The 25369-nt window shown below is 52.4% G+C and carries 24 protein-coding genes and 1 tRNA gene; 17 read left to right on the top strand and 8 right to left on the bottom strand.

Annotated features, from left to right (window positions below):
• Nucleotides 1-89 precede the first annotated feature (89 nt).
• From ATY27_RS15260 to ATY27_RS15235, 6 genes are all read left to right on the top strand, one after another.
• A complete protein-coding gene (locus tag ATY27_RS15260; RefSeq protein ID WP_244151326.1) occupies nucleotides 90-2861 on the top strand; it encodes a DNA translocase FtsK in 2772 nt (923 codons plus the stop codon).
• Complete coding sequence (gene lolA, locus ATY27_RS15255; protein WP_208931479.1) at nucleotides 2862-3476, top strand: outer membrane lipoprotein chaperone LolA; 615 nt, start codon at nucleotides 2862-2864, stop codon at nucleotides 3474-3476.
• Nucleotides 3473-4804: a replication-associated recombination protein A gene (locus ATY27_RS15250; protein WP_208931478.1), complete on the top strand. Its 1332-nt coding sequence runs from the start codon at nucleotides 3473-3475 to the stop codon at nucleotides 4802-4804. The genes lolA and ATY27_RS15250 overlap by 4 nt, the downstream gene beginning before the upstream one ends.
• Entirely contained in the window at nucleotides 4794-5171 is a 378-nt protein-coding gene (gene crcB, locus ATY27_RS15245; RefSeq protein WP_208931477.1) for a fluoride efflux transporter CrcB, read from the top strand. The genes ATY27_RS15250 and crcB overlap by 11 nt, the downstream gene beginning before the upstream one ends.
• 6 nt (nucleotides 5172-5177) lie before the next feature.
• Nucleotides 5178-6467, top strand: coding sequence for a serine--tRNA ligase (gene serS, locus ATY27_RS15240; RefSeq protein ID WP_208931476.1), 1290 nt, complete (start codon nucleotides 5178-5180; stop codon nucleotides 6465-6467).
• A gap of 64 nt (nucleotides 6468-6531) precedes the next feature.
• Nucleotides 6532-6735, top strand: coding sequence for a hypothetical protein (locus tag ATY27_RS15235; RefSeq protein WP_208931475.1), 204 nt, complete (start codon nucleotides 6532-6534; stop codon nucleotides 6733-6735).
• Nucleotides 6736-6788: 53 nt separating this feature from the next.
• On the opposite strand, the gene ATY27_RS15230 is transcribed toward ATY27_RS15235, so the two are convergent.
• The 5 genes from ATY27_RS15230 to ATY27_RS15210 form a co-directional block, all read right to left on the bottom strand.
• Nucleotides 6789-7136, bottom strand: coding sequence for a TusE/DsrC/DsvC family sulfur relay protein (locus ATY27_RS15230; RefSeq protein ID WP_208931474.1), 348 nt, complete (start codon nucleotides 7134-7136; stop codon nucleotides 6789-6791).
• Nucleotides 7124-7381 (bottom strand): DsrH/TusB family sulfur relay protein, encoded by a 258-nt coding sequence (locus ATY27_RS15225; RefSeq protein WP_208931473.1) that lies wholly within the window; start codon nucleotides 7379-7381, stop codon nucleotides 7124-7126. Before ATY27_RS15225 ends, ATY27_RS15230 begins: the two co-directional genes overlap by 13 nt.
• A complete protein-coding gene (locus tag ATY27_RS15220; RefSeq protein ID WP_208931472.1) occupies nucleotides 7381-7731 on the bottom strand; it encodes a DsrE family protein in 351 nt (116 codons plus the stop codon). Before ATY27_RS15220 ends, ATY27_RS15225 begins: the two co-directional genes overlap by 1 nt.
• Entirely contained in the window at nucleotides 7731-8081 is a 351-nt protein-coding gene (locus tag ATY27_RS15215; RefSeq protein ID WP_208931471.1) for a DsrE family protein, read from the bottom strand. The genes ATY27_RS15220 and ATY27_RS15215 overlap by 1 nt, the downstream gene beginning before the upstream one ends.
• Nucleotides 8082-8144: 63 nt before the next feature.
• Nucleotides 8145-8810: a Bax inhibitor-1/YccA family protein gene (locus tag ATY27_RS15210; protein ID WP_208931470.1), complete on the bottom strand. Its 666-nt coding sequence runs from the start codon at nucleotides 8808-8810 to the stop codon at nucleotides 8145-8147.
• A gap of 269 nt (nucleotides 8811-9079) precedes the next feature.
• On the opposite strand from ATY27_RS15210, the gene ATY27_RS15205 reads away from it, so the two are divergent.
• Nucleotides 9080-9170, top strand: a tRNA-Ser gene (locus ATY27_RS15205).
• A gap of 89 nt (nucleotides 9171-9259) precedes the next feature.
• On the opposite strand, the gene sppA is transcribed toward ATY27_RS15205, so the two are convergent.
• Nucleotides 9260-11137, bottom strand: a complete 1878-nt coding sequence (gene sppA / locus ATY27_RS15200; RefSeq protein WP_208931469.1) for a signal peptide peptidase SppA — start codon at nucleotides 11135-11137, stop codon at nucleotides 9260-9262.
• Nucleotides 11138-11300: 163 nt separating this feature from the next.
• Between sppA and ATY27_RS15195 the strand changes: the two genes are divergently transcribed.
• The 4 genes from ATY27_RS15195 to ATY27_RS15180 all read left to right on the top strand — a co-directional run bounded on the left by ATY27_RS15195 (nucleotide 11301) and on the right by ATY27_RS15180 (nucleotide 17149).
• Nucleotides 11301-13337 carry an NADPH-dependent 2,4-dienoyl-CoA reductase gene (locus ATY27_RS15195; protein WP_279614563.1) on the top strand — a complete coding sequence of 679 codons (2037 nt, stop codon included), beginning with the start codon at nucleotides 11301-11303 and terminating at the stop codon, nucleotides 13335-13337.
• A 386-nt stretch (nucleotides 13338-13723) separates the two neighbouring features.
• A complete protein-coding gene (gene glgC, locus ATY27_RS15190; protein ID WP_208931468.1) occupies nucleotides 13724-14956 on the top strand; it encodes a glucose-1-phosphate adenylyltransferase in 1233 nt (410 codons plus the stop codon).
• An 80-nt stretch (nucleotides 14957-15036) separates the two neighbouring features.
• Complete coding sequence (locus tag ATY27_RS15185) at nucleotides 15037-16455, top strand: glycogen synthase (protein ID WP_208931467.1); 1419 nt, start codon at nucleotides 15037-15039, stop codon at nucleotides 16453-16455.
• Nucleotides 16456-16588: 133 nt separating this feature from the next.
• Nucleotides 16589-17149 (top strand): NAD(P)H nitroreductase, encoded by a 561-nt coding sequence (locus tag ATY27_RS15180; RefSeq protein WP_208931466.1) that lies wholly within the window; start codon nucleotides 16589-16591, stop codon nucleotides 17147-17149.
• A 61-nt stretch (nucleotides 17150-17210) separates the two neighbouring features.
• On the opposite strand, the gene asnS is transcribed toward ATY27_RS15180, so the two are convergent.
• Nucleotides 17211-18611 carry an asparagine--tRNA ligase gene (gene asnS, locus ATY27_RS15175; protein WP_208931465.1) on the bottom strand — a complete coding sequence of 467 codons (1401 nt, stop codon included), beginning with the start codon at nucleotides 18609-18611 and terminating at the stop codon, nucleotides 17211-17213.
• Nucleotides 18612-18727: 116 nt separating this feature from the next.
• Between asnS and ATY27_RS15170 the strand changes: the two genes are divergently transcribed.
• A complete protein-coding gene (locus ATY27_RS15170; RefSeq protein WP_208931464.1) occupies nucleotides 18728-19099 on the top strand; it encodes a hypothetical protein in 372 nt (123 codons plus the stop codon).
• Nucleotides 19100-19101: 2 nt separating this feature from the next.
• On the opposite strand, the gene bioA is transcribed toward ATY27_RS15170, so the two are convergent.
• A complete protein-coding gene (bioA, locus tag ATY27_RS15165) occupies nucleotides 19102-20406 on the bottom strand; it encodes an adenosylmethionine--8-amino-7-oxononanoate transaminase (RefSeq protein ID WP_208931463.1) in 1305 nt (434 codons plus the stop codon).
• 135 nt (nucleotides 20407-20541) lie between these two features.
• On the opposite strand from bioA, the gene bioB reads away from it, so the two are divergent.
• The 5 genes from bioB (at nucleotide 20542) to htpX (ending at nucleotide 25218) form a co-directional block, all read left to right on the top strand.
• Nucleotides 20542-21579, top strand: a complete 1038-nt coding sequence (gene bioB / locus ATY27_RS15160; protein ID WP_347876424.1) for a biotin synthase BioB — start codon at nucleotides 20542-20544, stop codon at nucleotides 21577-21579.
• Between the two features lie 5 nt (nucleotides 21580-21584).
• A complete protein-coding gene (locus ATY27_RS15155; protein WP_208931461.1) occupies nucleotides 21585-22787 on the top strand; it encodes an 8-amino-7-oxononanoate synthase in 1203 nt (400 codons plus the stop codon).
• Nucleotides 22780-23571, top strand: coding sequence for a malonyl-ACP O-methyltransferase BioC (bioC, locus tag ATY27_RS15150; protein WP_208931460.1), 792 nt, complete (start codon nucleotides 22780-22782; stop codon nucleotides 23569-23571). Before ATY27_RS15155 ends, bioC begins: the two co-directional genes overlap by 8 nt.
• Nucleotides 23568-24254 (top strand): dethiobiotin synthase, encoded by a 687-nt coding sequence (gene bioD / locus ATY27_RS15145; RefSeq protein WP_208931459.1) that lies wholly within the window; start codon nucleotides 23568-23570, stop codon nucleotides 24252-24254. The genes bioC and bioD overlap by 4 nt, the downstream gene beginning before the upstream one ends.
• Before the next feature lie 88 nt (nucleotides 24255-24342).
• Nucleotides 24343-25218, top strand: coding sequence for a protease HtpX (gene htpX, locus ATY27_RS15140; protein WP_208933509.1), 876 nt, complete (start codon nucleotides 24343-24345; stop codon nucleotides 25216-25218).
• The last annotated feature ends 151 nt before the right edge of the window (nucleotides 25219-25369 follow it).

The raw sequence follows: 25369 nt of genomic DNA, 5'->3' as shown, positions 1-25369 counted from the left end.
CTGTTTTCTGACGTGGAAATATGTGCAGCGGCAAAGGCAGTCTGGTATCTTTGCTGCGTTTATCGAATGTCTTTCATAGGGTCATGCTGTTGCAAGCTAAAACTGTATTTTCGCTGAACGGAGTCCAGCGCCTGGTCGAAGTCGGATTGATTGCCTGTCTGGGCATCGCTGCGTTTATGTTGCTGGCACTGCTGAGTTTTGATCCGGCCGATCCAAGCTGGACGCAAACCGGCTATCACACCGATATTCGCAATATCGCCGGCCCGGTCGGTGCTGAAGTCGCCGACATTCTGTTTGCCGTATTTGGCTGGCTGTCCTATCTGGTGCCGCCATTTTTAGCTTTTTGTGGCTATCTGTTATTTCGGCGGTTTACCGATTTATTGTCGCTGGATTATTTTGTGCTCGGTATGCGCCTGCTGGGTTTATTGTTGACGGTGATCAGCGCCTGTGCCATTAGCAGCATTAATTTCGACGATATCTTTATGTATTCGAGCGGCGGGGTGGTTGGGGATGTGCTGGTCGCTTTGTTACTGCCACAACTGAGCTTTGTTGGGTCCAGCCTGTTGTTATTGTGTAGTTTTTGTATTGGCCTGACGCTGTTAACCGGTATTTCCTGGCTGACGGTAGCAGATCAGCTGGGTGCCCTGACTGTCAGTATTGCCCGTCATCTGTGGCATTTTAACGCCAGTCGCGATGCTTTGCTGCGCCGGTTCAGACCAAAAACAAAAGTTGTCGCACCGCTGCAGCGCACAGATCAGAAAATGCCGCCTTATCAGGTCGCAGAAAAAGCGCAACCTGCTGTGATAGTCGCAGCAGCTGAGGTTTCTGTTCCCGCAGAGCTGCAGCCAGAAACGACATCGTCACAGCGGATTGAACCCGAATTCAGTGTCACTGCCACCAGCGAGACAGAGCGTTCTCAGCCGCTTGATATTGATATGCCGCATTTCAGTGCATACCAGCCGGTTGCCGCAGATATTCCAGCGGTAGAACCTGTGGTGTCTGCCAGCACAGATCCAGTTCCGGCCGTTGTGGTACAACCGAAACCGGCCAGTCCGATTAAAGTAGATCCTTCAGTACAGAGCCGGGCCTTTTTCCCGGAAGCGGGTGCCCGGGTCGAGCCATTGCCCATTCAGCCACTGGATATCCGTACTGAAGCGCGTGCTTTTGTCAGTATCGATGAGATCGCCGACGACGAACTGAGTTATAGCGCCATTGATGAAACTTACGCCGACGACGAACTGGCGCAAAGCTTCCTGCATACTCAATCACCGGCGCAAACAAGTCGGGCCGTGCTGACATTAGTGGCAGAGGACGACGAAGATGCGCAGGACGAAGTGCTGTACCCGCAACATCAGACACCTATTGATGCGTTGCCGTCGATCAGTCTGCTGGAACGGCCAAACCGTACCGTCAATCCGATTTCAGCAGAAGACCTGGAACGGGTGTCGCGTTTGGTTGAAGTGAAATTACTTGATTTTAATGTCGACGCCAAAGTGGTCGGGGTTTACCCGGGACCTGTAGTCACCCGGTTTGAGCTTGATCTCGCCCCAGGTGTGAAAGTGTCGAAAATTACCGGATTATCCAAAGACTTAGCCCGTTCATTGTCTGCAATCAGCGTGCGGGTCGTTGAAGTTATACCGGGGAAATCTTTTATCGGTCTGGAATTACCCAATCAACATCGCGAAATTGTCCGCTTGTCGGAAGTAATTGGTGATGAGGTATTTGAACAATCTAAATCACCGCTGACCATGGTGCTGGGTAAAGATATTGCCGGCAAGGCAGTGGTGGCTGATCTGGCCAAGATGCCGCACTTGCTGGTCGCTGGTACCACCGGCTCTGGTAAGTCGGTTGGCGTTAACGTAATGATTTGTAGTCTGCTGTATAAATCGACGCCAGATGACGTGCGGTTCCTGATGATTGACCCGAAAATGCTCGAACTATCGGTTTATGAAGGGATCCCGCATCTGCTGACTGAAGTCGTCACCGATATGAAAGAAGCGGCCAATGGCCTGCGTTGGTGTGTTGGTGAGATGGAACGGCGTTATAAACTGATGTCAATGCTGGGTGTGCGTAACCTCAAAGGCTATAACGCCAAGGTCGCCGAAGCCATTGCTGACGGCAAGCCGCTGCGGGATCCACTGTGGAAAGCATCGGATGATATGCGCACCGAGCCGCCGATGTTGGAGAAATTGCCATCTATTGTCGTAGTGATTGACGAATTCGCCGACATGATGATGATTGTTGGTAAAAAGGTCGAAGAGCTGATTGCCCGGATTGCGCAAAAAGCCCGCGCTGCCGGCATTCACCTGGTTCTGGCAACACAGCGACCATCAGTCGATGTGATCACCGGCCTGATTAAAGCCAATATCCCGACCCGCATTGCTTTCCAGGTATCGTCAAAAATTGACTCGCGCACCATTTTGGACCAGCAGGGCGCTGAAAGCCTGTTAGGTCAAGGCGACATGTTGTATCTGCCGCCAGGTTCGGGCGTGCCTAATCGGGTGCATGGTGCTTTTGTCGACGACCACGAAGTGCATGCCATAGTCGCGGACTGGAAAACCCGCGGCCGGCCAAACTATATTCCGGAAATCTTGTCCGGTGAAACCACCGAAGAAAACCTGTTGCCGGGTGAAACACTGGAAGATGAAGATGCTGAAGCTGATCCGCTGTTTGACCAGGCGGTAGCATTTGTCACTGAAAGCCGCAAGGCGTCAGTGTCTGGTGTCCAGCGCCGCTTCCGCATCGGTTATAACCGCGCCGCGCGGTTAGTCGAAACGATGGAACAGGTTGGAATTGTCAGCGGGCCTGGCCATAACGGCAACCGCGAAGTGTTAGCGCCACCACCGCCAAAAGGGTTTTAAATGAAGCATTCATTGATTGCATTAGGTTTGTTGTTCGTGTCAGGACTGGCTCACGCGGCCGAAACGGCTGCAGAACAGCTCAAGTATAAACTGGCACGGCTGAACAGCTATCAGGCCAGTTTCCAGCAAACCGTTACTGACGCCACTAATAAAAAAGTGCAGGAAGGTGAAGGTTATCTCAGCCTGAAGCAACCGGCATTATTTCGTTTTGAAACTATCAGCCCGACGCCGAACCTGTTGATCGGCGACGGGAAGACACTGTGGCATTATGATGAGACGCTGGAAGAGCTGAAAGTCTATGACGCCACCAAAGAGGTTGATAAAACACCTTTTGTGTTGCTCACGTCCAGCGACGCCAAACTCTGGGCCTTGTATAACGTGACCGGTGAAGGCGAAACTTTTGCCATCACACCAAAAGATAAAAATAATCCGGTGCAAAAACTGACGTTGCAGTTTTCCGGTGTTGGCCTCGCCAAGATGGCAGTGGCCAGTCAGGATGGCCAGACCAGCAGCTTTGAATTCATTGCGATGCAGAGCAACGTCAATATTGACACTGCGCAGTTCAAATTCAGTGCGCCAAAAGGCGTTGATATTGTAGATCTGCGTGGCAAGTGAGCAACCTGTCCTTTAGCTTTGCGCCTGACGTGCGGCCACTGGCTGCACGGTTAAGGCCCAAAACCTTGCAAGACTATGTCGGCCAACAGCATCTGGTTGGTCCGGATACGCCGCTGCGCCGCGCTATTGAAGCCGGGCAAATCAGTTCGTTGATTTTATGGGGACCGCCGGGGACTGGCAAAACCAGTCTGGCCGAACTGATCGCCGCCAGCGCAGATGCTGCGATAGAAAAAATTTCTGCGGTAACAGCCGGCATCAAAGAAATCCGTGAAGCCATCGACAACGCGAGGATCCGGCTGCAGCAAGGCCAGCGCACTTTGTTATTCGTTGATGAAGTACATCGCTTTAACAAAAGCCAGCAGGATGCGTTTTTACCGCATATTGAAGATGGCACCATTGTGTTTATTGGCGCTACCACTGAAAACCCATCGTTTTCACTGAATAACGCTTTGTTGTCGCGCGCCCGCGTCTGTGTGCTGCGCAAAATTACCAGCGATGATTTACGCCAGTTACTGAGCCGGGCCCTGAGCGACGACACACTTGGCCTGGCGGGAGCTGTAACACTGGAGCCCCATGCGGCAGAACTGTTGTTACAACTGGCTGATGGCGATGCGCGCAAGATGCTGAATCTATTGGAGCTCGCCGCACAAAGTTCAAGCGATGGATTGATCAGCACTGACTTGTTGAAACAGCTGGTTGAGCGACACCTACCCGGTTTTGATAATCAGGGCGAATTGTATTACGACTTAATCTCAGCGTTTCACAAATCTGTGCGCGGCTCGCAGCCGGATGCGGCCTTGTATTGGTATTGCCGTATATTAGAAGGCGGCGGTGATCCGCTGTATGTTGCAAGGCGCTTGCTGGCGATTGCGTCGGAAGATATCGGCAATGCCGACCCACGGGCATTGTCGCTGGCGCTGACGGCGTTTGATACTTTTCAGCGGGTTGGACCTGCTGAAGGCGAGCGGGCCATCGCACAGGCGGCGGTTTATTGTGCGCTGGCACCAAAAAGCAATGCGTTATACAGCGCCTTTAATCAAATGCGGGCTTTTGTGCGCGAACAGCCTTCTTTTGACGTGCCGATCCAGTTGCGCAATGCCGCCAGTGGTTTGTTAAAACAGCTGGGCTATGGCGAAGGCTATCGTTATGCCCATAATGAACCGGGCGCTTATGCCGCCGGGATGACTTATCTGCCAGCGGAAATGCAAGGCATGCAGTTTTATCAGCCAACAGATCGCGGTCTGGAAAAGCAGCTTGGTGAAAAACTGCGTTATCTGCAGCAATTAGATGCACAGGCACAGCAAGGCGGAGCAGCAGATGTGGATTAACTATGTCGCGATTGCGCTGGGTGGCGCCGCCGGTGCCTGCCTGCGTTTTGCCCTCAGTGAAGCGATGTTACATCTTTTTGGCCGGGCATTTCCTTTTGGCACATTGCTGGTTAATATTCTCGGCTCTTTTGCCATCGGGCTGCTTTATGGTTTAATCCTGACAGAGCAGTTAACGCCGAATCCGTGGCGGATCGTTGTTGGCATTGGTGTTTTGGGCGCTTTTACCACCTTTTCAACTTTTTCTATGGACACTGTGTTGATGCTGCAGCAGGGCGCTTTTGTCAAAGCGACGCTGAATGTGCTGGCCAATGTGGTGTTGTGTTTAACCCTGACCTGGCTTGGTATCAAGCTGGGGACTATGAAGTAAGCAAACATGTTAGATAGCAAATATTTACGTGCCGAACTGGCCGAAACTGCCGCGCGTCAGGCCACTCGTGGTTTTGTACTGGATGTTGAAAAAATCAATGCGCTGGAGCTGCAGCGGCGTGAATTGCAGGTGGCAACTCAGGAGCTACAAAACCAGCGCAATAGCAAATCTAAAGCCATTGGCCAGGCCAAAGCCCGGGGCGAAGATATCGCGCCGCTGCTGGCTGAAGTGGATGGACTTGGTGCTGAATTAGACCGTGCCAAGCTGCAACTTGATGCCGTGTTGGCTGAGCTCGATGCTATTGCCGCGACCATCCCGAATTTACCGGATTTATCGGTGCCGGTTGGTAGCGACGAGCACGGTAATGTTGAAGTACGCCGTGTCGGCTCGCCACGTCAGTTTGACTTTGACGTGAAAGATCACGTGGCGCTTGGTGAAGCGCTGGATAAAGGCCTCGATTTTGAAAGTGCTGTGAAGATTGCCGGTTCACGTTTTGTCGTGATGAAAGGCCAAATCGCCCGTCTGCACCGCGCACTGACTCAGTTTATGCTGGACCTGCATACTGAACAGCATGGTTACACCGAAATGTATGTGCCTTATCTGGTGAATAAAGATTCACTGTTTGGCACCGGTCAGCTGCCGAAATTCGGTGCCGATCTGTTCCACACCCAGCCAGCGACCGAAGAAGGTGTTGGCATGAGCCTGATCCCGACCGCTGAAGTACCAGTGACCAATCTGGCACGGGACCGTATTTATGATCTGGCCGAACTGCCGGTCAAAATGACGGCCCACACACCGTGTTTTCGCAGTGAAGCCGGCTCCTATGGCCGCGATACGCGTGGCCTGATCCGTCAGCATCAGTTTGATAAAGTGGAACTGGTGCAGCTGGTACATCCGGCACAATCGATGGCTGCACTGGAAGAACTGACCGGTCATGCGGAAAAAGTGCTGCAGCTGTTAGAGCTGCCCTATCGGGTCATGTTGCTGTGCACCGGTGATATGGGCTTTGGGTCATGCAAAACCTATGACCTGGAAGTTTGGTTGCCGGCGCAAAATACTTACCGCGAAATCTCCTCTTGCAGCAGCATGGGCGATTTCCAGGCCCGTCGTATGCAAGCGCGTTTCCGCCCGGAAGAAGGCAAAAAGCCTGAGTTGCTGCATACGCTGAATGGTTCAGGTCTGGCGGTTGGCCGTACGCTGGTGGCTATTCTGGAAAACTGCCAGCAGGCGGATGGCTCTATCGCTATTCCGGCGGTGTTACAGCCTTATATGGCGGGTAAAACCGTTATTGCCTGATCTGCAATCAAACCGGCGGCGCAGGTCGCCGGTACATTCGACAATTAGATAGGTCCGGGGTTAGATGACAGAACCGCAAAAACAACAACCAGCCGATCAGCGCAATCCAGGCATCACAAAAAAGGTCGTGGTGAAACGCACCCGGACCAGCCCGGTCAAAGTGTTTCTGCGCACCGTGTACTGGTTACTGACATTGTCCATTCTTGCGATTGTGCTTTATATCAGCTTTGAAGCGGGCTGGATGATTTATAAAAACACCGGACACTAAGTCCTGGTTGATAGCGTTTTTTAAGGCTAAGTGATGCTGCTATCAGGCCGGTATCAGAGACACTTGGCCGGTTTGGGCAAGCCGGCTATCCGAGTAGCTTGCTTGGCAGGTCCCTCCGGAAACAACATAAACAGATATTTACTGTTACCTTTTTCCGGTCCCAGTTTTTCCGCCATGGCTTTGACCAGGATACGGATGGCCGGAGAGGTGTTGTATTCCTGATAAAAATCCCGTACAAACCAGACTACTTCCCAATGCGCTGCTGTCATGTCGATGCCTTCCAGCCTGGCAAAAGCTTGCGCCAACGTTTCGTTCCAACCTTGCAGGTCAGCAAGATAACCATGTTTATCCAGTGCAATCCCCGCAAAGGCGTCATCGGCGTGTGTTGTTAGTTCTGACATAAAATTACCTGTGTTGCCTGTAATGTCAGTTCAACCCACTGGCTGTCGCTGAGTCTTTGAACCCCGGCAGGACAAGCCAGTCCGCGTGCCAGCAAATCGTTGTCCAGCACATAAAGCCGGCACGGCCAGTGCTGAGCCTGTAAAAGCAAATACACCGCATCCTGGCGCAGTAATACACAATCATCTGCGCCAGCCAATGTCAGCAGCGCCGGTACTGTGGGGGTAGTCAGCTGGAATAATCGCATCAATGCACCAAAATATGGCTGGCGTCATCCAGCAATTGTTGTTGAGCACTTAGGTCGACGACTTGCACTGGCAGCCGTAATTGCGCTGAGGTTAATTGATACTGCTGCAACGATTGCTGACAAACGCAGACGGCAGCGACGTCATAGAGATCAAATAGTTTTTGGCTGACGGTGAAATCTTTCACAGCAACCGTGGTCTGCAGGGGCAGCAACTGAAATATCGCCGGTCCCCGATACAGCAACGTCACTTCGTGTTCGGTGGCAGCCAGTGCTAACGACAGATCCTGCGCTTCGCGCGCGGTGGCGCCACAAAAAGCACTGGATTGGTGGATCAACAGAATTTTAGCCATCAGAACTGTACCACGCGGTCAGCATGTTCCAGCCGCATGCCAAATTCGGCCAAACCGGCCAGGGTAAACCCCGGGCGCACTTTGGTAAAACCACGTTTCTCTGCCGCAGTTGCGCAATACAGTAACGGGATGTGGTGGGCCTCAGCAAAGGTGATCAACCGGCCGGCCAGGTCTGGCTCATCGGCGGGTAGGTCGATGTCAGCACAGATGGCTTGTACGGCCTGCTGATAAAAAAACAGATGATTGACCTGGTGCCCGAGTTGTACCGCCGCTTTGGCAAAACGCAGCACATCATCAAGTACCGGGTTGGCATAACAGTCTGACTGAATATACAACACGAAGCTGGCCATAGGCTCCAACAAAAGAAATGCCCCGAAAGCGGGGCATTTTAAAGCATCCTCTGACTGTTGTCGTTAGTCGTCGCTGCCAAATACACCGAGCAATTGCAGTAACGAAGTGAACAGATTAAAAATGTTCAGATACAGGCTGACGGTTGCCCGGATGTAATTGGTTTCGCCGCCATTGATGATGCGGCTGGTATCAAACAAGATCAGCCCAGACATCACCAGTACTACGACGGCATTGATCGCCAGATGCAGCGCCGGGATCTGGAAAAACAGATTGGCTAGACCGGCGATAATGACCAGTACCAACCCGACAAACAAAAAATTACCCATAAAAGAGAAATCTTTTTTGCTGGTCAGGGTATAAGCCGACAAACTGAAGAAAATCAGTGCTGTGGCACCAAAGGCCTGCATGATTAATTCAGGGCCGTTTGGCAGAGCCGCATACCGATTCAGCATCGGACCAATGGAAGCGCCCATCACGGCGGTAAAGACAAACACCCAGGCGATGCCTGAGGCTTTGTCAGCGGTCTTCATCACGACAAAAACCAACGCAAACGCCAGCAGTGATAAACCGAGACCGGCCATTGCGCTCAGCTCCAGCGCCATCGAAATTCCGGCGGCAACTGCGCTGCCGGTCAGTGTCATCGCCAGTAACATGTAAGTGTTACGCAGGACTTTGTTGATAGCTGCGCTGTCGTGGCCTGACAGCACCTGTGATTGTTGATATTGCATAGACTCTCCTTGGTTATATACCCAAATAACTTCGGGATGCGCTGGATTCTGCAGCTTGAAGTCACTTGGGTATTAGACGACTATACCGAATTGGAGCTGTTACTGTCATGTTATGCAGACCTTTTGTGGTGAAAAAAATTCCATCTCCCCGGTTCTGTAGTCAAAAAAACATCAGCTTGGATAAAAAATATTCTTTTAGTGAATTCAAAGTGTTAAATCGATAAAAAAAACTTTGATTTTGACCGCGTCTTGATTAATATACGCGCCACGGAGAGATGGCAGAGTGGTTTAATGCACCGGTCTTGAAAACCGGCGAGGGTTAGTAGCCCTTCAAGAGTTCGAATCTCTTTCTCTCCGCCAAATACAGAAAACCCCGCCTTGTGCGGGGTTTTCATTTTTTAGGCCGGCAAAAAAAATCAGGCCGGGAATACCGGCCTGATGTTGGCGTTTTATTGCACCTGACAGGCGAAACAGACCGAGTAAATGCCATTCGGATCATTGAACTGACCTAATACCTGCAGTTCCTGATTCAGCTGCTGCATCAGTTTTTGTACTGGCGTCATAGTCACTGCTTGTTCCGGCAAGAGACCGAGCATTTTGGCGCTGCCAAACAACTGCGCCATCAACTTTTCCTGCTCTGTCATTTCCTGTTCAATCAGCTGCACATCAAAATGTTTCAGGCTGGCCGTGGCGGCGGCTGCGGCGATGGCATCGTCCAAAGTACCCAGTTTATCCACCAGACCCAGTTTCAACGCGGTTTGACCGGTCCAAACGCGGCCCTGCGCAATTTTGTCGACCTGTACTTTATCGATGTTGCGGGTGGTGCTGACGTGGGTGATAAATTCGTCATAGCCGTTTTCGATGCTGCGTTGCAGTAGTTTTTCTGCGTCTGCCGGCAAGCCTTTAAACAGCGGCAGACCAGAAGAGAAACCAGCCAGCTCAGTGGTACCGACACCATCAACATTCAGACCCAACGTCGTCATGGCATTTTCTGCGGTATGGAACAGCGCGAAAATACCGATAGAACCGGTGATCGTAGTAGGGGCTGCAAAAATCTGATCAGCCGGCGCTGCTATCCAATAACCTCCTGACGCGGCAACAGCACCCATTGACGCAATCACCGGCTTACCAGCGGCTTTTAGCAGGCGGATCTCCTGGGCAATTTGTTCCGAAGCAAAGGCACTGCCGCCGCCGCTGTCGATGCGCAGCACTACCGCCTTCACTTTGTCGTCATAGCGTGCCGTGCGCAGTAATTTAGCGGTACTTTCACCACCAATCATGCCGGCTTTGACATTACCATCGACGATGGCGCCGCGCGCAACAACCAGTGCGACTTTGTCAGTCAGCGGGTTCACCACCGGAAATGGCGGGATCACCAGGCTTTGATAGTCTTCGTAGCTAATCTGCTTGAAGGTATGATTGTCTTCATCTTCACCGACCAGCGCGATAATATCCTGACGGAATTCTTCCCGGGTCTTGATGGTATCGACCAGTTTGGCGTCCAGCGCGTATTGCGTCATATCGCCGTTTGCGGCGTTAATCCGGTCATACAGGCGGGCAAAACTTTCATCAAAATTGTCGACGGCAAAACCACGACGCGCAGCGACTTGTTCTTTGTAGTTTTGCCACAGCTCTGTTAACCAGACGCCATTCGCTTCTTTGGCTTCCGGCGACATATCGTTGCGGGTAAATGGTTCTACGGCAGATTTGTAGGTGCCGACTTTAAAAACATGGGTGGAGATTTGTAGTTTCTCCAGCGCTGCTTTGTAATACATCGGGTAGCTGCCATAACCTTCGAGGATCACGGCGCCCATTGGATTCAGGTTGATACTGTCGGCATAGCTGGCAAGAAAATATTGGTTCTGACTGTAATAAGCGCCGGTGGCAAACACTTTTTTGCCGGCTGCTTTGAATGTTTCCAGGGCGCCACCAATTTGTTGGAGTTTGTCCAGAGAACCGCTGCCTAAATCGGCCAGGGCCAACACCATGACCTTGACCCGGTCGTCTTTGGCCGCTTCATTGATGACTTTGACTAAGTCACGGACCAGAATTTCAGGTCTGTCTTCTTCAGAACCGGTCGATTCGTTGATAGCTTTTTCTACCGGATCGACCCATTGTTTTTCTTCAACCAGATCGCCTTTTAAGTTCAGCACCAGCGCAGTTTTATCATTAACTTCAACTTGTGCTTTATCGCTGAACAACACGGCGATAAAGCCAATAAACAACAACGCGAAAACAAAATTCAGCACAAAGTTGCGGATAAACCGGAATCCCTGCCATACAGAGTGCAGCAGACGACGGATAAAACCAGGTTTTTGCTCAGACATTCAACTAACCTACGTCACATTTACAGTTATCGCTAAGATACTCAATTCACCGCAGGTGTTCGACGGCAATTTGTAAGAAAATGTTCGTAACCCGGTGAGAAAGCAAACAGCCGCGGCTTGTCAGCTCAGAAAAAAGACGCTACATTCCGCACATTCAACAGGTATGACCAGAGAGGTCGCAGTGTCTTATCCACATTTATTGTCAGCTCTTGATTTAGGCTTCACCCAACTGAAAAACCGGGTGATCATGGGCAGCATGCACACCGGACTCGAAGAAGAGAAACAGGGGTTCGATAAACTTGCCGCCTTTTATGCCGAGCGGGCAAAAGGCGGTGTAGGCCTGATTATCACCGGCGGCATCAGCCCAAACTTTCGCGGCTCGCTAGTCCCGTTTGGCAGTCAGCTCAGTTGGTTCTGGCAAACTGGCAAACATCGGTTGTTAACCGAAGCGGTTCATCCCTATGGCGCAAAAATTTGCCTGCAGCTGCTGCATGCCGGCCGTTATGGCTATCATCCACTGAATCAGGCGCCGAGCGCCATCCAGTCGCCGATCACCCCGTTTAAACCGGCAGCGATGTCATCACGTCAGGTGCGCTGCACCATCAAAGATTTTGCCAGCTCAGCAGCCTTGGCCCAGAAGGCCGGCTACGACGGCGTTGAAATCATGGGCTCAGAAGGTTACCTGATTAACCAGTTCATCTGTCAGCGTACGAACCAACGGCAGGATGAATGGGGTGGCAGCTTTGAAAAACGCTGTGCATTGGCACTGGAAACTATTGGCGCGGTCCGTGCCAAATGCGGGCCTGAATTTATCATTATCTACCGTCTGTCGATGCTGGATCTGGTTGAAGATGGCAACAGCTATGACGAAGTGGTGCAACTGGCCAAAGCCGTGCAACAAGCCGGTGCGACGTTAATCAATACCGGCATTGGCTGGCATGAAGCGCGGGTGCCGACGATCGGCACTATGGTACCGCGTGCGGCCTTTCGCTGGATCACCGCACAGATCAAACAGCAAGTCAGCATTCCGGTAGTTGCAACCAACCGGATTAACACACCGGACGTCGGTGAAGACATTCTGGCCAAAGGCGAAGCCGATTTAATTTGTATGGCACGACCATTTTTGGCCGACCCGGAGTTTGTTAACAAAGCGGCGGCCGGCACGCCGGAGCTGATCAATACCTGTATTGCCTGTAATCAGGCCTGTCTTGATCATATTTTTCAGAAAAAACGCGCCACTTGCCTGGTCAATCCACGCGCCTGTTATGAGACAGAATTGAATTTTAACCCGACAGCCACGCCGAAAAAAATCGCTGTGGTTGGTGCGGGGCCGGCCGGATTGGCGTTTTCAGTCTATGCCGCGCAGCGCGGTCATAGCGTGACGTTATTTGATAAGGACGACCGCATTGGTGGCCAGTTTAATTACGCCAAACAGGTGCCTGGCAAAGAAGAATTTTATGAAACGTTGCGTTATTTTGGCCAGATGCTGAAGCACCTCGCGGTCAAACTGGAACTGGGCAGTCTGCAAACCGCAGAAAGCCTGGCTGGCGGCGGTTTTGATGAAATTGTTATTGCCAGCGGTATCAAACCGCGTGCACTGCAAATCCCGGGCAGTGACCACGCCAAAGTGCTGAGTTATCTTGATGTATTGCGCGATCACCAGCCCGTTGGCGCCAAAGTTGCCGTGATTGGTGCCGGTGGTATTGGCTTTGATATCGCCGAGTATCTGACGGAACCGCATTCGCTGACGCTGCAACCTGAAGCCTGGTTAAAGGACTGGGGCATTGACGCCGCTTATCAGGCGCGTGGTGCTTTATTACCGGCTGAGATCAGTCCGGCGCCGGCGCGTAAAATTTACCTGCTGCAGCGCAAAACTTCGAAAGTAGGGGCCGGGCTTGGCAAAACCACCGGCTGGATCCACCGCAGTTCGCTGAAGAAAAAAGGTGTGGAGATGCTGGCGGGCGTGCAGTACCTGCGCGTAGATGATGCTGGTTTGTGGATTGAACTGGATGGGCAGGAACGGTGCCTCGATGTCGACAATGTGGTGATTTGCGCTGGACAAGAAAGTCTGCGCTCGTTGCACGACGAACTGACCGGCAAAGGCGTGAACAGCCATCTGATTGGTGGTGCTTTTGTTGCCGCTGAGCTGGACGCCAAACGGGCGATCCGGCAGGGCGCAGAGCTTGCTGCGGTGATTTGATCGGTGATATCAAATTACCAGACGACCAGAAACAAACTGATAACGCTTGCAAAACCCTCCATCAGATCGGTGTAAACCGATCTGATGTTCCCCCAGTTGAAAACAATTTTTTCAGATTTCACTTGCCCCGCGAGCCTTTCCCACGTTAAGTAACTGTCATACAGCTGCAACAGCGTACTTTTGGTGCAAGGGCTTCTTTTTGCACCATTTTGGCGCGCGTTGTCATACTGTTGCCATCGGGCCGCCATAAAGTGGTTCGGACGCCGCAGTGGTATTTCCCACATTGCAGGGAATTATCGGCGTAACTGCCAATCATGGTATTGGCCTTGCTTAGTGTTATGGCATAACCAGCAAGTGCAGTTTGTCGAAATCTACAGGGAGTCTATATGTCAGGTGTGTTAACAATGATTCTGGCTGGTGGTGAGGGGACGCGTTTGGCGCCACTTACCGGGATCCGGGCCAAACCCGCAGTACCTTTTGGTGGCAATTACCGCATTATTGATTTTGTCCTGAACAACTTCGTTAATTCGGACTTGTTGCAAATTTTCGTGATCACGCAGTTTAAATCGCACTCCCTGATGAAACATTTAAGCCGGGCCTGGCGGGTTACAGGCTTGACCAGTCGTTTTATCGATCCGATCCCAGCCCAGATGCAAACCGGTAAACACTGGTATCTGGGCACCGCTGATGCGGTGTATCAGAATTTACACCTGATCTCTGGTCTGGATCCGGAGCATGTCTGTGTGTTTGGTGGCGATCATATTTATAAGATGGATGTCCGGCAGATGCTGGAGTTCCATCGCCAGCATGAAGCAAAACTGACCGTTGCGGCGATCCCGGTGCCAGTCGCACTGGCGAACGAATTCGGTGTCATTGAAGTCGATGCCAACGGCAAAATGATCGGCTTTGAAGAAAAGCCGAAGTCCAATCCTAAAACTATCCCGGGCCGGCCGGATTATGTGTTGGCTTCGATGGGCAATTACATTTTTGAAGCCAAAACGCTGGTTGAAGTGCTGGAAGCGGATGCTAAAGAGCCAGACTCCAAACACGATTTTGGCCACAATATTATCCCGAAGCTGTACCCGTTGGGTGAAGTCTATGTGTATGACTTCTCAACGAACCGCATCCGTGGTGAAAAAGAAGAAGTTCGGGGTTACTGGCGCGATGTGGGCACTATCGATTCGTATTACGAAGCCAACATGGATTTAATTTCCATCGTGCCGCCGATTGATCTGTATAACAAATACTGGCCGATGCGCAGTTACACGCCACCGATGCCACCAGCGAAGTTTGTCCATGATGAGGCGAACCGGACTGGTCAGGCGATTAGTTCGATGGTTGCTGCCGGCTGCATTGTCAGTGGTTCGATCGTGTATCATTCGATCCTCGGTTATAACTGTCATGTGCACAGTCATGCTTACATCGAAAAAAGCGTGTTGATGGGCAATAACGATATTGGCCGGGGCTGTCGTATTCGTCGCGCCATTATTGATAAAGACGTGCGTATCGCGCCCGGGACTGTGATTGGTGAAGATCCGGTACTGGACAAACAACGTTTCCACGTGTCGCCGGACGGTGTGGTGGTGATCCCGAAAGGGGCCATGGTTGGTTTTGACTAGCCGGTTTTAACTGGCCGGTTTTGATTAATCGGTGTAACTGAGCCTGGTTTGGCTGTGCTGGTTTAAAAGAAGGAAAAGTAATGCGGTTGGCATTTATCTGCAGTGAGTTTGAAGGGCTGCTGAAAACCGGTGGTCTGGCGGACGCAACCCGGGGGCTGGCAAAAGCGCTGCAGGATGCCGGCCATCAGGTGCAGATTATTTTGCCTCGTTATGGCGCCTTGTATGGGGTCGCTCAGACGGCTGACTGGCAATCCTTATATTTTGAACTCGGCCATCAGACCTATGGCTGTGCGGTGCGCCATACCATGGTTGACGACATTCCTGTGGCGCTGATAGAACATCACCAGTTTTTTCAGCGGCCACGGCCTTATGATGACGGCGAGCAGCCTTATCCGGATAACCTGCAACGCTTTGCATTTTTCTGTAAGGCAGCATTAGCCTATTTGCAGACTCAGCCTGAATCCATTGACATCGTGCATGGCCATGACTGGCAAAGCGCATTAGCCGCTTGTTATTTAAAAGAAATGCAGCAGGGGGCGTTAGCCCACAGCAAGTTTGTGCTGACCGTCCACAATGCCGCCTATCAGCAGGGGTTTGGCCGCGAACAGCTTGGGCTGTTGGGGCTGGACCACTGGCATTTGCCGGCTGAACTGCCGACGACCTTACTGGCCCTCGGGCTGTGGCAGGCTGACAGTATCAATACGGTCAGCCCGGGCTATCGGGATGAATTGCTGAGCGAGCCGGCAGCGAATGGACTGGCCACGCTCTATCAGCAGAAGCAGAATCGTTTTGTCGGCATTCTGAACGGTTGTGATTATAGCCGTTGGGACCCGTCAACTGATTTGAGTCTGCCGGCGCGCTACGACAGCCGTGATCTTGCTGGTAAAGCGTTATGCAAAGCAGAACTGCGCCGCCAAACGCAGCTACCTGATAGTAATGCACCATTATTTGTCAGTGTCAGTCGCATCACCGGACAAAAAGGCTTTACGTTGCTGATCCCGGCCTTGCAGCAGTTCCTCAGCAATACAGATGCCCAGGTTCTGTTGATGGGGACCGGGGAACAACAATTTATCCAGCCGTTACGTAGCCTGGAACAGCAGTTCCCACAGCAATTCCGCTTATTGGAAGGTTTTGATGAGCCGCTGTCACATCAGGTTGAAGCGGCCGGCGACTTTTTTTTGATGCCCAGCCTGTTCGAACCCTGCGGCCTGAACCAGATCTACAGCCTGCGTTATGGCACAGTGCCGATAGTACGGGCAACGGGGGGGCTAAAAGACACCGTCACGGACCTGAGCGCGCGCGGGGCAACCGGCGTGGTATTTGATGAGCCGACGGTTGCAGCTTTATTGGAGGCATTGTCTGTTGCGTCAGCGTTGTATCGGAATAAGCGGCGTTATCGCAGTGTGCAGCAACGGGGTATGGCGCAGGTGTTTGACTGGCAACAGGCTGCCATCGCGTATCTGGCCTTGTATACGCAAACGCTGGCACGCTCAGAATAAATCGTCCGCAATTGTTTGAATATAAACAATATTTGTCTGAAATAGCTGCAATCGGCGGTGGAATGGACAATTTCGGTTGTCGTTTCTCAATGAAGTTTGCTAGCCTTAGCGGGTCTTTCTCAAGGGCTTTTTTATGGACGCAATGACCTTACTCACGACCCGCTATTCCTCCTCCCGTTTAACTGAGCCCGCACCTGCAGGCGAAGCCTTGCAGCTGATTAAACAAGCCGCATTACGGGTGCCAGATCACGGCGGCCTGCGTCCCTGGCGGTTTGTGGTGTTCAGCGGCAAATCCGCATTGACTAAACTTGGCGATATTTTCGCCGAGGCGGCGCTGGAAGATGATCCGACTATAGCCAATGATTTGCTGGAGCGGGCACGACAACTGCCGCTGCGCGCACCGATGGTGATCGCCTGTATTGCCAGATGCCGTGAGCACCATAAAGTGCCGGTATCTGAACAGGTGCAGTCTGCAGCTTGTGCCGTGATGGCGATGCAGCAGGCCGCATTTGCGCAGGGTTTTGGCGGCATTTGGCGCACTGGCGCTTATACCCAATTTGAATTTGTCCGCCAGACGATGGGATTGGCAGAAGATGATGAAATCGTCGGCTATTTGTATCTCGGAACCTGTGCCACTGAAACGCCACAGCGCCCGCAGTTAGAAGTGAATGAGTTCTTCAGCGATTATCAGTAACTAATCATGTTTTACAGCTGAAAAAAAAACCGCCGGAAGGCGGTTTTTTTCATTAGTCAGATTAGAAGTCAGCATTGCCCGGTGTACGCGGGAATGCAATCACATCACGGACGTTACCAACACCAGTCACATAAGACACTAAACGTTCAAAGCCAAGACCAAAACCGGCGTGTGGTACTGTGCCATAACGGCGCAGATCACGGTACCAGCTGTAATCTTCTTTGTTCAGGCCCATCGCATCCATCCGGGCATCAAGCTGCTCCAGACGCTCTTCACGCTGGCTGCCACCGATGATTTCACCGATACCAGGCGCCAGAATATCCATCGCGGCCACGGTTTTACCGTCTTCGTTCATCCGCATATAAAACGCTTTGATGTCTTTTGGATAGTTCTGCAGGATCACCGGTGCGCCTACATGTACTTCAGCCAGATAACGTTCGTGCTCAGACTGTAAATCTACGCCCCATTCCACGGCATAATCAAACTTCTTGCCGCAGTTTTGCAGAATGGTAATAGCGTCGGTGTAATCCATCCGGACGAAGCTGGATTCAACGATTTGCTGCAGACGGCTGATCGCTTTGTCGTCGACACGTTCAGCGAAAAACGCCATATCGTCGGCACGCTCAGCCAGCACGGCTTTAAACACGTACTTCAGCATGTCTTCTGCCAGCTGCGCGACATCTTTCAGTTCAGCAAAAGCCACTTCCGGTTCGATCATCCAGAACTCAGCGAGGTGACGCGTGGTATTGGAGTTTTCAGCACGGAAAGTCGGGCCAAAGGTATACACATTAGACAGCGCACAGGCATAAGTTTCGACGTTCAGCTGACCCGATACAGTCAGGAAGGTCTCTTTGCCGAAAAAGTCTTGTTTGTAATCGATGTGGCCTTTGTCGTCGCGTGGCAGATTTTCTAAATCCAGCGTACTGACGCGGAACATTTCACCGGCGCCTTCAGCATCAGCACCGGTAATAATTGGCGTGCTGATCCAGTAAAAACCCCGTTCGTGGAAGAAACGGTGAATGGCCTGCGCCAGACAATGCCGGACTCGGGTGATGGCACCAACCATATTGGTGCGGGCGCGTAAATGCGCCTGTTCACGCAGATATTCCATGCTGTGGCGTTTTGGCGCCATCGGGTAGGTATCCGGATTTTCCACCCAGCCCAGCACTTCAACGTGGCTTGCCTGAATTTCATAGGATTGACCCTGACCTTCAGATTTCACCACAGTGCCTGTGACAATGACAGAACACGCAGTTGTCAGGCGTTTGATCTCGGTTTCGTAATTATTCAGATCTGCCGGAGCGACGGCTTGCAGTGCATCAAAACAGCTGCCGTCGTGTACGGCGAGGAAAGAAATACCGGCTTTGGAATCGCGACGGGTACGGATCCAACCTTTGACGGTAATAGTGGCGCCGGCAGCATACTGGCCGGCAAGAACGTCTTTAATCACTGCATGCGTCATGCATCAGACTCCAACTTGCGCTTCAGAAAAGTTTGATTTTAATTCAGGAGGTGTAATGATACGCAGGCAGCGCTTAAGCACAAGCAAAACTTGTCACAAACCGAAGGAACCGCGCCGTGGATGAACCTGTTGGCAGCAGACCGCGTAAAAATCGCCGTAAAGGCCCGGATTGGGTGGTGCAGAGTTTTCATTGGTTGTCAGTGGTTGGTTGGGTCATTTTGATTGTTGCATTGGGACTGAGCCACCTGGCGAAACCGGAAATGAATTCTGGCCTGGTGCGCTATTGGGGCATTCAGTTTCGAGATTATTGGGAACCCACGCTGACAGGTCAGCTAATCTATTTGTTGTGGTGGTGTTGTCTGGTCAGTCTGTTCAGCATTGTGCTGAATCAGTTCCGCCTGCGCCGCGCCACGGACCGACAGCAATACAATTCGGTTGCTTTGTTATTGATCGCATTGGCGGCTTTAAGCTTTTTCTATCAGATTTAGCATCAGGCGCCCGGTAAGGCTGGTGCCTGATGCAGCACATCCTGTTGCACAATAAACTGTAAAGCGGCGATCAGCTGCGCAAGTTCGGCCGGCCGAATGATATAAGGCGGCATTAGATAAAACAGATTACCAAAAGGTCGGATCCACACGCCTTTTGCCACCATCAATGCCTGCGCTTTGGCCACATCAATATTGCCATTCATCTCGACAATTCCAACAGCGCCCAGCACGCGCACCGCCTTGACAGCGGGATATTGCGCAAGCGGTTTTAACTGTTGCAGCTGTTGTTCAATTTGTGCAACCTGGCTTTGCCAGGCGCCGGTCTGGATAATCTTCAGGCTGGCACAAGCGACAGCACAAGCCAGTGGATTCGCCATATAAGTCGGGCCGTGCATCAAAGCGCCGACTGCGCCGCTGCTAATGCCGTCAGCCACTGCTGAACTACACAAGGTTGCCGCCAGCGTGATGTAGCCACCGCTCAGAGCTTTACCAAGACATAAAATATCAGGCTGGATGCCGGCATGGTCGACTGCGAATAGTTTGCCGGTGCGGCCAAAACCGGTGGCTATTTCATCACAAATCAACAACACCTGATATTGGTCACACAGTTCCCGCGCCAGTCGTAAATACTGCGGATGATACAGTCGCATCCCTCCGGCGCCCTGCAGCACAGGCTCCAGCACAAAGGCTGCCAGCTGCTGATGATGCTGTGCGAACATCTGTCGCAGCGCATCGCCATCAGCGCTTTGCCAATCTTCGTCAAATGCCCGTGTCGGCGCTGGGGCAAACAAATGTGAGGTCAGTTGCGCCTGAAACATCGCATGCATGCCGTCCACCGGATCGCACAGCGCCATAGTGGCAAAAGTATCGCCATGGTAGGCCTTGCGCAGGCTCAATACGCGGCTTTTTCGTGTATTGCCCAGCGCCAGCTGATATTGCAGTGCCATTTTCAGTGCCACTTCGACCGCGATAGAACCGCTGTCGGCATAAAAAATATGTTGCAGGTTCGACGGCACTAATTCGAGCAACAGTTTCCCAAGTTCGATTGCCGGTGCATGGGTGATACCGCCGAACATCACATGGCTCATTTGCTGTAGCTGTTTACTCACCGCGGCGTTTAACTCTGGATGGTTATATCCATGAATGGCTGCCCACCAGCTTGATGTGCCGTCGACCAGCTCGCGGCCATCGTCGAGGGTCAATAAGCAGCCATGGGCACTTTTGATCGGGTAGACCGGTAACGGCGAGGCCATGGAGGTATAAGGATGCCACAAATGCTGGCGGTCAAACTGCAGATCTATGCTCATATAATAACCATTGGTAAACCTGGGGAACTGGTACGCGTTGACAAGGCAAGGTGCGCGGTTAGACTAGCGACAAACCCAGTCAAAGACAAATGAAATACAGGGACTTTTATGCATTCGCTTTTTACCGATCCAAGCCTGTCGCAGCTTCGCCACGATTGGACTCTGGCCGAAGTCAACGCGTTATTCGCCTTACCTTTTAATGACTTAATGTTTCGCGCCCAACTGGTGCATCGTGCTAATTTCACCGCCAACGAAGTGCAGGTCAGCACCTTGTTGTCGATTAAAACCGGTGCCTGTGCCGAAGACTGCAAATATTGCCCGCAAAGCGGTCATTACAACACGGGTCTGGAGCGTGAGCGGCTGCTGGAAGTGGAAAAAGTCCTGACGCAGGCCAAAGCGGCCAAAGAGCAGGGCGCCAGCCGGTTTTGTATGGGCGCGGCCTGGAGCAATCCAAAACAACGCGATATGCCGTACATCATGGAAATGATCCAGGGCGTGAAGGGTATGGGCCTGGAAACTTGCATGACGCTGGGTAAACTCACGGCGGATCAGGCGCAGGAACTGGCCGGTGCTGGTCTGGATTATTACAACCACAATCTGGATACTTCGCCGGAATTTTATGGTGAAATCATCACTACCCGGACTTATCAGGACCGTTTAGATACGCTGTCGCACGTGCGTGATGCCGGCATGAAAGTTTGCTGTGGCGGTATTGTCGGCATGGGAGAGAGTGCTAATGACCGCTCAGCACTGCTGCGCCAGATCGCTAATTTGCCGGAACATCCGGAATCAGTGCCAATCAATATGCTGGTGAAAGTGGCGGGGACGCCGCTGGAAAATGTCGACGATTTGGATGGTTTTGAATTTATCCGTACCATCGCCGTTGCGCGCATCATGTTGCCAAAAAGTCATGTCAGGTTGTCCGCTGGCCGCTCACGGATGAATGAGCAAATGCAGGCGCTGTGTTTTATGGCCGGTGCTAATTCGATTTTCTATGGCGACAAATTGCTGACTACCGAAAACCCGGAAGCCAATGCTGATATGCAGTTGTTTGCCAAGCTTGGCTTAAAACCTGAGCAGCGCGGCGATGTGTCGGATGAAGCGCATGAAGCCGCGATGGCGCAGGCGATCCAGGAACAGCTGGAACCCAGTCTGTTTCACGCGGCCGTCTGATATTCATGCAAACTGCTGAGATCCAGCGCTGGCTGACTGCGCGTCGCGAGCAAGGCCTGTACCGGCAGGAACAGCAGGTGCAGACTTTGCCGGACGGTTTGCTGAGCCATAACGGCACACTGTTCATCAATTTTTCCGGCAATGATTATCTCGGCCTGGCACAGGTACCTGTGCTCAAGCAGGCATTGGCGGATGCCGCGCTGACTGATGGCGTGGCCAGTACTGGCTCACCGCTGATCACTGGTTATCAGCCTGCCCATGCCGATTTAAGCGCCATATTGCGTGACTGGCTGGGCGTTGAAGACGTGTTGTTGTTCAGCTCTGGTTTTGCTGCCAATCAGGCGATGCTGAGCGCGCTGCAGGGCCCGCAGGATCTGTTGCTGCTGGATAAATTTTGCCATGCCTCAATGCAGGATTTACTGACCCACGGTCAGCGGCAGTTTAAGCGCTATCCGCATCAGGATCTGACAGCGCTGGCGGCAATGTTGCAACAATCCGGCGCTAAACATCAGTCTGTGGTGGTTGCCACCGAAGGGGTGTTTAGCATGGACGGTGATGTCACTGACTGTGCGGCATTGCTGCGGTTGTTAACGCCAGCGCAGCCACTGTTACTGGATGATGCCCATGGTATAGGCGTACTCGGCGCTGAAGGCCGTGGTAGCTGGGCTGCGCATGGTGTTCAGGCGACCGAACTGCAGTGTCTGATGGCTAATTTTGGCAAAGCTCTGGCCGGGCAAGGCGGTTTTCTGGCCGGCAGCCGCGATGTGATTGATTTTATCCGCCAGCAGTCACGGCATTATATCTACAGCACTGCCTTGTCGCCGGCGTTGTGCCGCGCCATGCAAAGCAGCGTTCTGCTCTGCCGGACAGAACAGTGGCGTCGCGAACAGCTGGCTGACAACATTGGTTTGTTTCGCCAGCTAGCGAAGCAAGCCGGGCTTGCTATCAGTGACTCTATGACGGCTATTCAGCCGGTCCTGTGTGCCAACAGTGCCAGTGCATTGAGTTGGAGTGCTGCACTGAAACAAGCCGGCATCTGGCTGCATGCGATCCGCCCACCGACCGTGCCGCAGGCGCGGCTGCGGATAAGTCTCAGCGCCAGTCATAGCGAATTACAGATCCGTCAGTTAGTGCAGGCGCTGGCACAAACGCGGCCTGCTACGGAACAAAACCAAACGACCTCAATCGCGGAGAATTGTCGTGAATAATCTGCTGCAAGCGGACCAAATTAATGCCCATTTCAGTAAAGCTGCAAAAAGCTATGAACAAGGCGCGCGGCTGCAGCGCGAAGTAGCCTTTGATGCACTGCGGTTTTTGGCCTCACAGCAACATGGGACTTTGTTGGATCTGGGCTGTGGCCCCGGCTGGTTTCACCATAACCTGAGCAGCCATTGTGACCATCTGGTCGCGCTGGACTTAAGTGCTGCGATGCTGCAACAGGCAGAGCGGCATGGCATCGCCAATGAATTTATCCAGGCCGATGCTGCGGCTATACCACTGCCGGATCATAGTGTCGACACGGTATTCAGCTCGCTGATGCTGCAGTGGTGCGCAGATCCGGCCGCGGTGTTTGCTGAGATTGCCCGCATCCTCAAACCTGGCGGGCGTTTTGTGCTGACAACGCTGGTGGAAGAATCGATGTTTGAATTTCAGCAGGCCTGGCGTTTAAGCGGCCAGGTCCCGCCGACGTTGCAATTCAGTCCGGTTGCGGATTATCTGCAAAGTGCACGCGCGCAAGGTTTGCCGTGCTACGCACAGCAAAAGACCTTTCAGTTGTTTTTCCCTGATGTGTTTACACTGGCCCGCGAATTTAAGCTGATTGGTGCCAATTATACCGGTCTGAAACCTGCAGCCATTCCGGGCCTCGCCGGGCGCGCTTATTGGCAACGATTTGCCGATGCCTATCAACGCAATCTGACGACGCAAGGCCTGCCACTGACTTATCAGGTGCTGTTTATCTTTGGTCAGATGCCGGCGGATTCGTGCGAATGACAAAGTATTTTTTTGTCACCGGCACCGACACCGATGCCGGCAAAACCTATTGCAGCGCTGCGCTGTTACGTGGGTTAGTGCAAAGCGGTGTGCGCTGTAAGGCGCTAAAGCCAATTGCCAGTGGCGTGGACGCAGCAGGGCACAACACTGATGCTAAAGCTCTGGCAGCGGTCACCGGCCAGACCGTCAGCGCGGTTAATCCAATCTGTTTTACCCTGCCAACCGCGCCTCATCTGGCTGCGCAGGCACAAGGTAAGTCCCTGTCGCTGGCAGAGCTCGATGCAGTGCTCGCCGCAACCAAGCCTGATCCGGCCTGTGAACTGACATTGGTCGAAGGGGCCGGTGGTTGGTTATTGCCACTGAATGCAGAGGAATATCTGGCAGATTGGGTGATTGCAAAACAATGGCCGGTGGTGCTGGTGGTCGGGGTGAAACTTGGCTGTCTGAATCACAGCCTGCTGACAGTCCGTGAGTTACGCCGTGCCGGTGTGCCGCTGCTTGGTTACATCGCCAATGTGCTGGATCCCAACATGCATTATCTGGCGGAAACGCTGCAGGATCTGCAAGGTCGCTTGCAGCTACCTTGTCTGACAACTTTACCGTTCGCGCCACAAGGTCCGACGGATGCGCAGTGTGTCGCACTGGCGCAGACATTTCTGCTCAATTCTCGCCGTTTTTCATAGCCCAATTCCATCGACCAACCGTATCCGGCTTGATATTGCAGCAAATGCCCATATCATGCTTTCAGGTCATCGGAAATAAGAGGTAATGATGAAACGTATTCTGTTGTTTATTATGACGAACTTAGCTGTGATGCTGGTGTTGTCTGTCGTGCTGAGTATTTTATTCAGTGTCTTTGGCATCGATCGGCAAAGCATGGGCGGCCTGTTGTTACTGGCGGCGGTGTTTGGTTTTGGCGGTTCATTTATTTCACTGGCAATGTCCAAGTGGATGGCAAAACGGTCGACTGGCGCCGTGGTTATCACGCAACCACAAAATGCGACTGAACATTGGCTGGTAAACACCGTACGCCGTCAGGCACAACAAGCCGGGATCGGCATGCCAGAAGTGGCAATATACGACTCACCGGAAATGAACGCATTTGCTACCGGCATGAGCCGTAACAACGCGCTTGTTGCCGTCAGTACGGGTTTATTGCGCAATATGCGGGAAGATGAAGTAGAAGCCGTACTGGCGCACGAAGTGTCCCACGTCGCCAATGGCGATATGGTCACGCTGACGCTGATCCAGGGTGTGGTCAATACCTTCGTGATTTTCCTGGCGCGCTTAATCGCCGGCGCTATCCACAACGCTACGCGCAGCAGTGATGATGAATCCTCCGAAAGCGGTGGTTTTGCGTACATGATGACAGTGTTTGTGTTGGAAATGTTATTTGGCGTGTTGGCCAGTATTATCGTGATGTGGTTCTCACGTAAACGCGAATATAGTGCCGATGCTGGTGCTGCCAAGTTGGTAGGCGCCAATAAAATGGTGGCAGCGCTGGAACGCCTGCGCAACAACCATGACAGTCAGCTGGAAGGCTCGATGATGGCTTTTGGTATTGCCAATAAGTCGGCGCGTAGTGAGATGTTCTTAAGCCATCCACCACTGGAAAAACGCATCGCTGCGCTGAGAAACGCCGCATAAGCAGTTATATCCGGGAAAAACAGGCCGCTATGCGGCCTGTTTGTTTATGGTCAGGGAAATTTCCGGTTGCCGCGACTAAGTTTCTGACGCAATATAATTTTTTAGCTTTGACCACAGGTCAGCAGGCCCTAAAAATCGCTGATTGTTCTGC

This window comes from Rheinheimera sp. F8, assembly GCF_001518915.1.
The sequence above is the reverse complement of the archived record's forward strand: the minus strand, read 5'-3'. Positions and strand labels throughout refer to the sequence as shown.

Excerpts from the sequence above, each read along its gene's own strand:
- glgC (WP_208931468.1), top strand. The coding sequence starts at position 13,724 with ATGTCAGGTGTGTTAACAATGATTCTGGCTGGTGGTGAGGGGACGCGT.
- lolA (WP_208931479.1), top strand. The coding sequence starts at position 2,862 with ATGAAGCATTCATTGATTGCATTAGGTTTGTTGTTCGTGTCAGGACTG.
- ATY27_RS15235 (WP_208931475.1), top strand. The coding sequence starts at position 6,532 with ATGACAGAACCGCAAAAACAACAACCAGCCGATCAGCGCAATCCAGGC.
- ATY27_RS15185 (WP_208931467.1), top strand. The coding sequence starts at position 15,037 with ATGCGGTTGGCATTTATCTGCAGTGAGTTTGAAGGGCTGCTGAAAACC.
- ATY27_RS15225 (WP_208931473.1), bottom strand. The coding sequence starts at position 7,381 with ATGCGATTATTCCAGCTGACTACCCCCACAGTACCGGCGCTGCTGACA.
- bioD (WP_208931459.1), top strand. The coding sequence starts at position 23,568 with ATGACAAAGTATTTTTTTGTCACCGGCACCGACACCGATGCCGGCAAA.
- ATY27_RS15155 (WP_208931461.1), top strand. The coding sequence starts at position 21,585 with ATGCAAACTGCTGAGATCCAGCGCTGGCTGACTGCGCGTCGCGAGCAA.
- ATY27_RS15215 (WP_208931471.1), bottom strand. The coding sequence starts at position 8,081 with ATGGCCAGCTTCGTGTTGTATATTCAGTCAGACTGTTATGCCAACCCG.
- ATY27_RS15220 (WP_208931472.1), bottom strand. The coding sequence starts at position 7,731 with ATGGCTAAAATTCTGTTGATCCACCAATCCAGTGCTTTTTGTGGCGCC.
- asnS (WP_208931465.1), bottom strand. The coding sequence starts at position 18,611 with ATGACGCATGCAGTGATTAAAGACGTTCTTGCCGGCCAGTATGCTGCC.
- sppA (WP_208931469.1), bottom strand. The coding sequence starts at position 11,137 with ATGTCTGAGCAAAAACCTGGTTTTATCCGTCGTCTGCTGCACTCTGTA.
- ATY27_RS15230 (WP_208931474.1), bottom strand. The coding sequence starts at position 7,136 with ATGTCAGAACTAACAACACACGCCGATGACGCCTTTGCGGGGATTGCA.
- htpX (WP_208933509.1), top strand. The coding sequence starts at position 24,343 with ATGAAACGTATTCTGTTGTTTATTATGACGAACTTAGCTGTGATGCTG.
- ATY27_RS15180 (WP_208931466.1), top strand. The coding sequence starts at position 16,589 with ATGGACGCAATGACCTTACTCACGACCCGCTATTCCTCCTCCCGTTTA.
- ATY27_RS15195 (WP_279614563.1), top strand. The coding sequence starts at position 11,301 with ATGACCAGAGAGGTCGCAGTGTCTTATCCACATTTATTGTCAGCTCTT.
- bioA (WP_208931463.1), bottom strand. The coding sequence starts at position 20,406 with ATGAGCATAGATCTGCAGTTTGACCGCCAGCATTTGTGGCATCCTTAT.
- crcB (WP_208931477.1), top strand. The coding sequence starts at position 4,794 with ATGTGGATTAACTATGTCGCGATTGCGCTGGGTGGCGCCGCCGGTGCC.
- serS (WP_208931476.1), top strand. The coding sequence starts at position 5,178 with ATGTTAGATAGCAAATATTTACGTGCCGAACTGGCCGAAACTGCCGCG.
- ATY27_RS15210 (WP_208931470.1), bottom strand. The coding sequence starts at position 8,810 with ATGCAATATCAACAATCACAGGTGCTGTCAGGCCACGACAGCGCAGCT.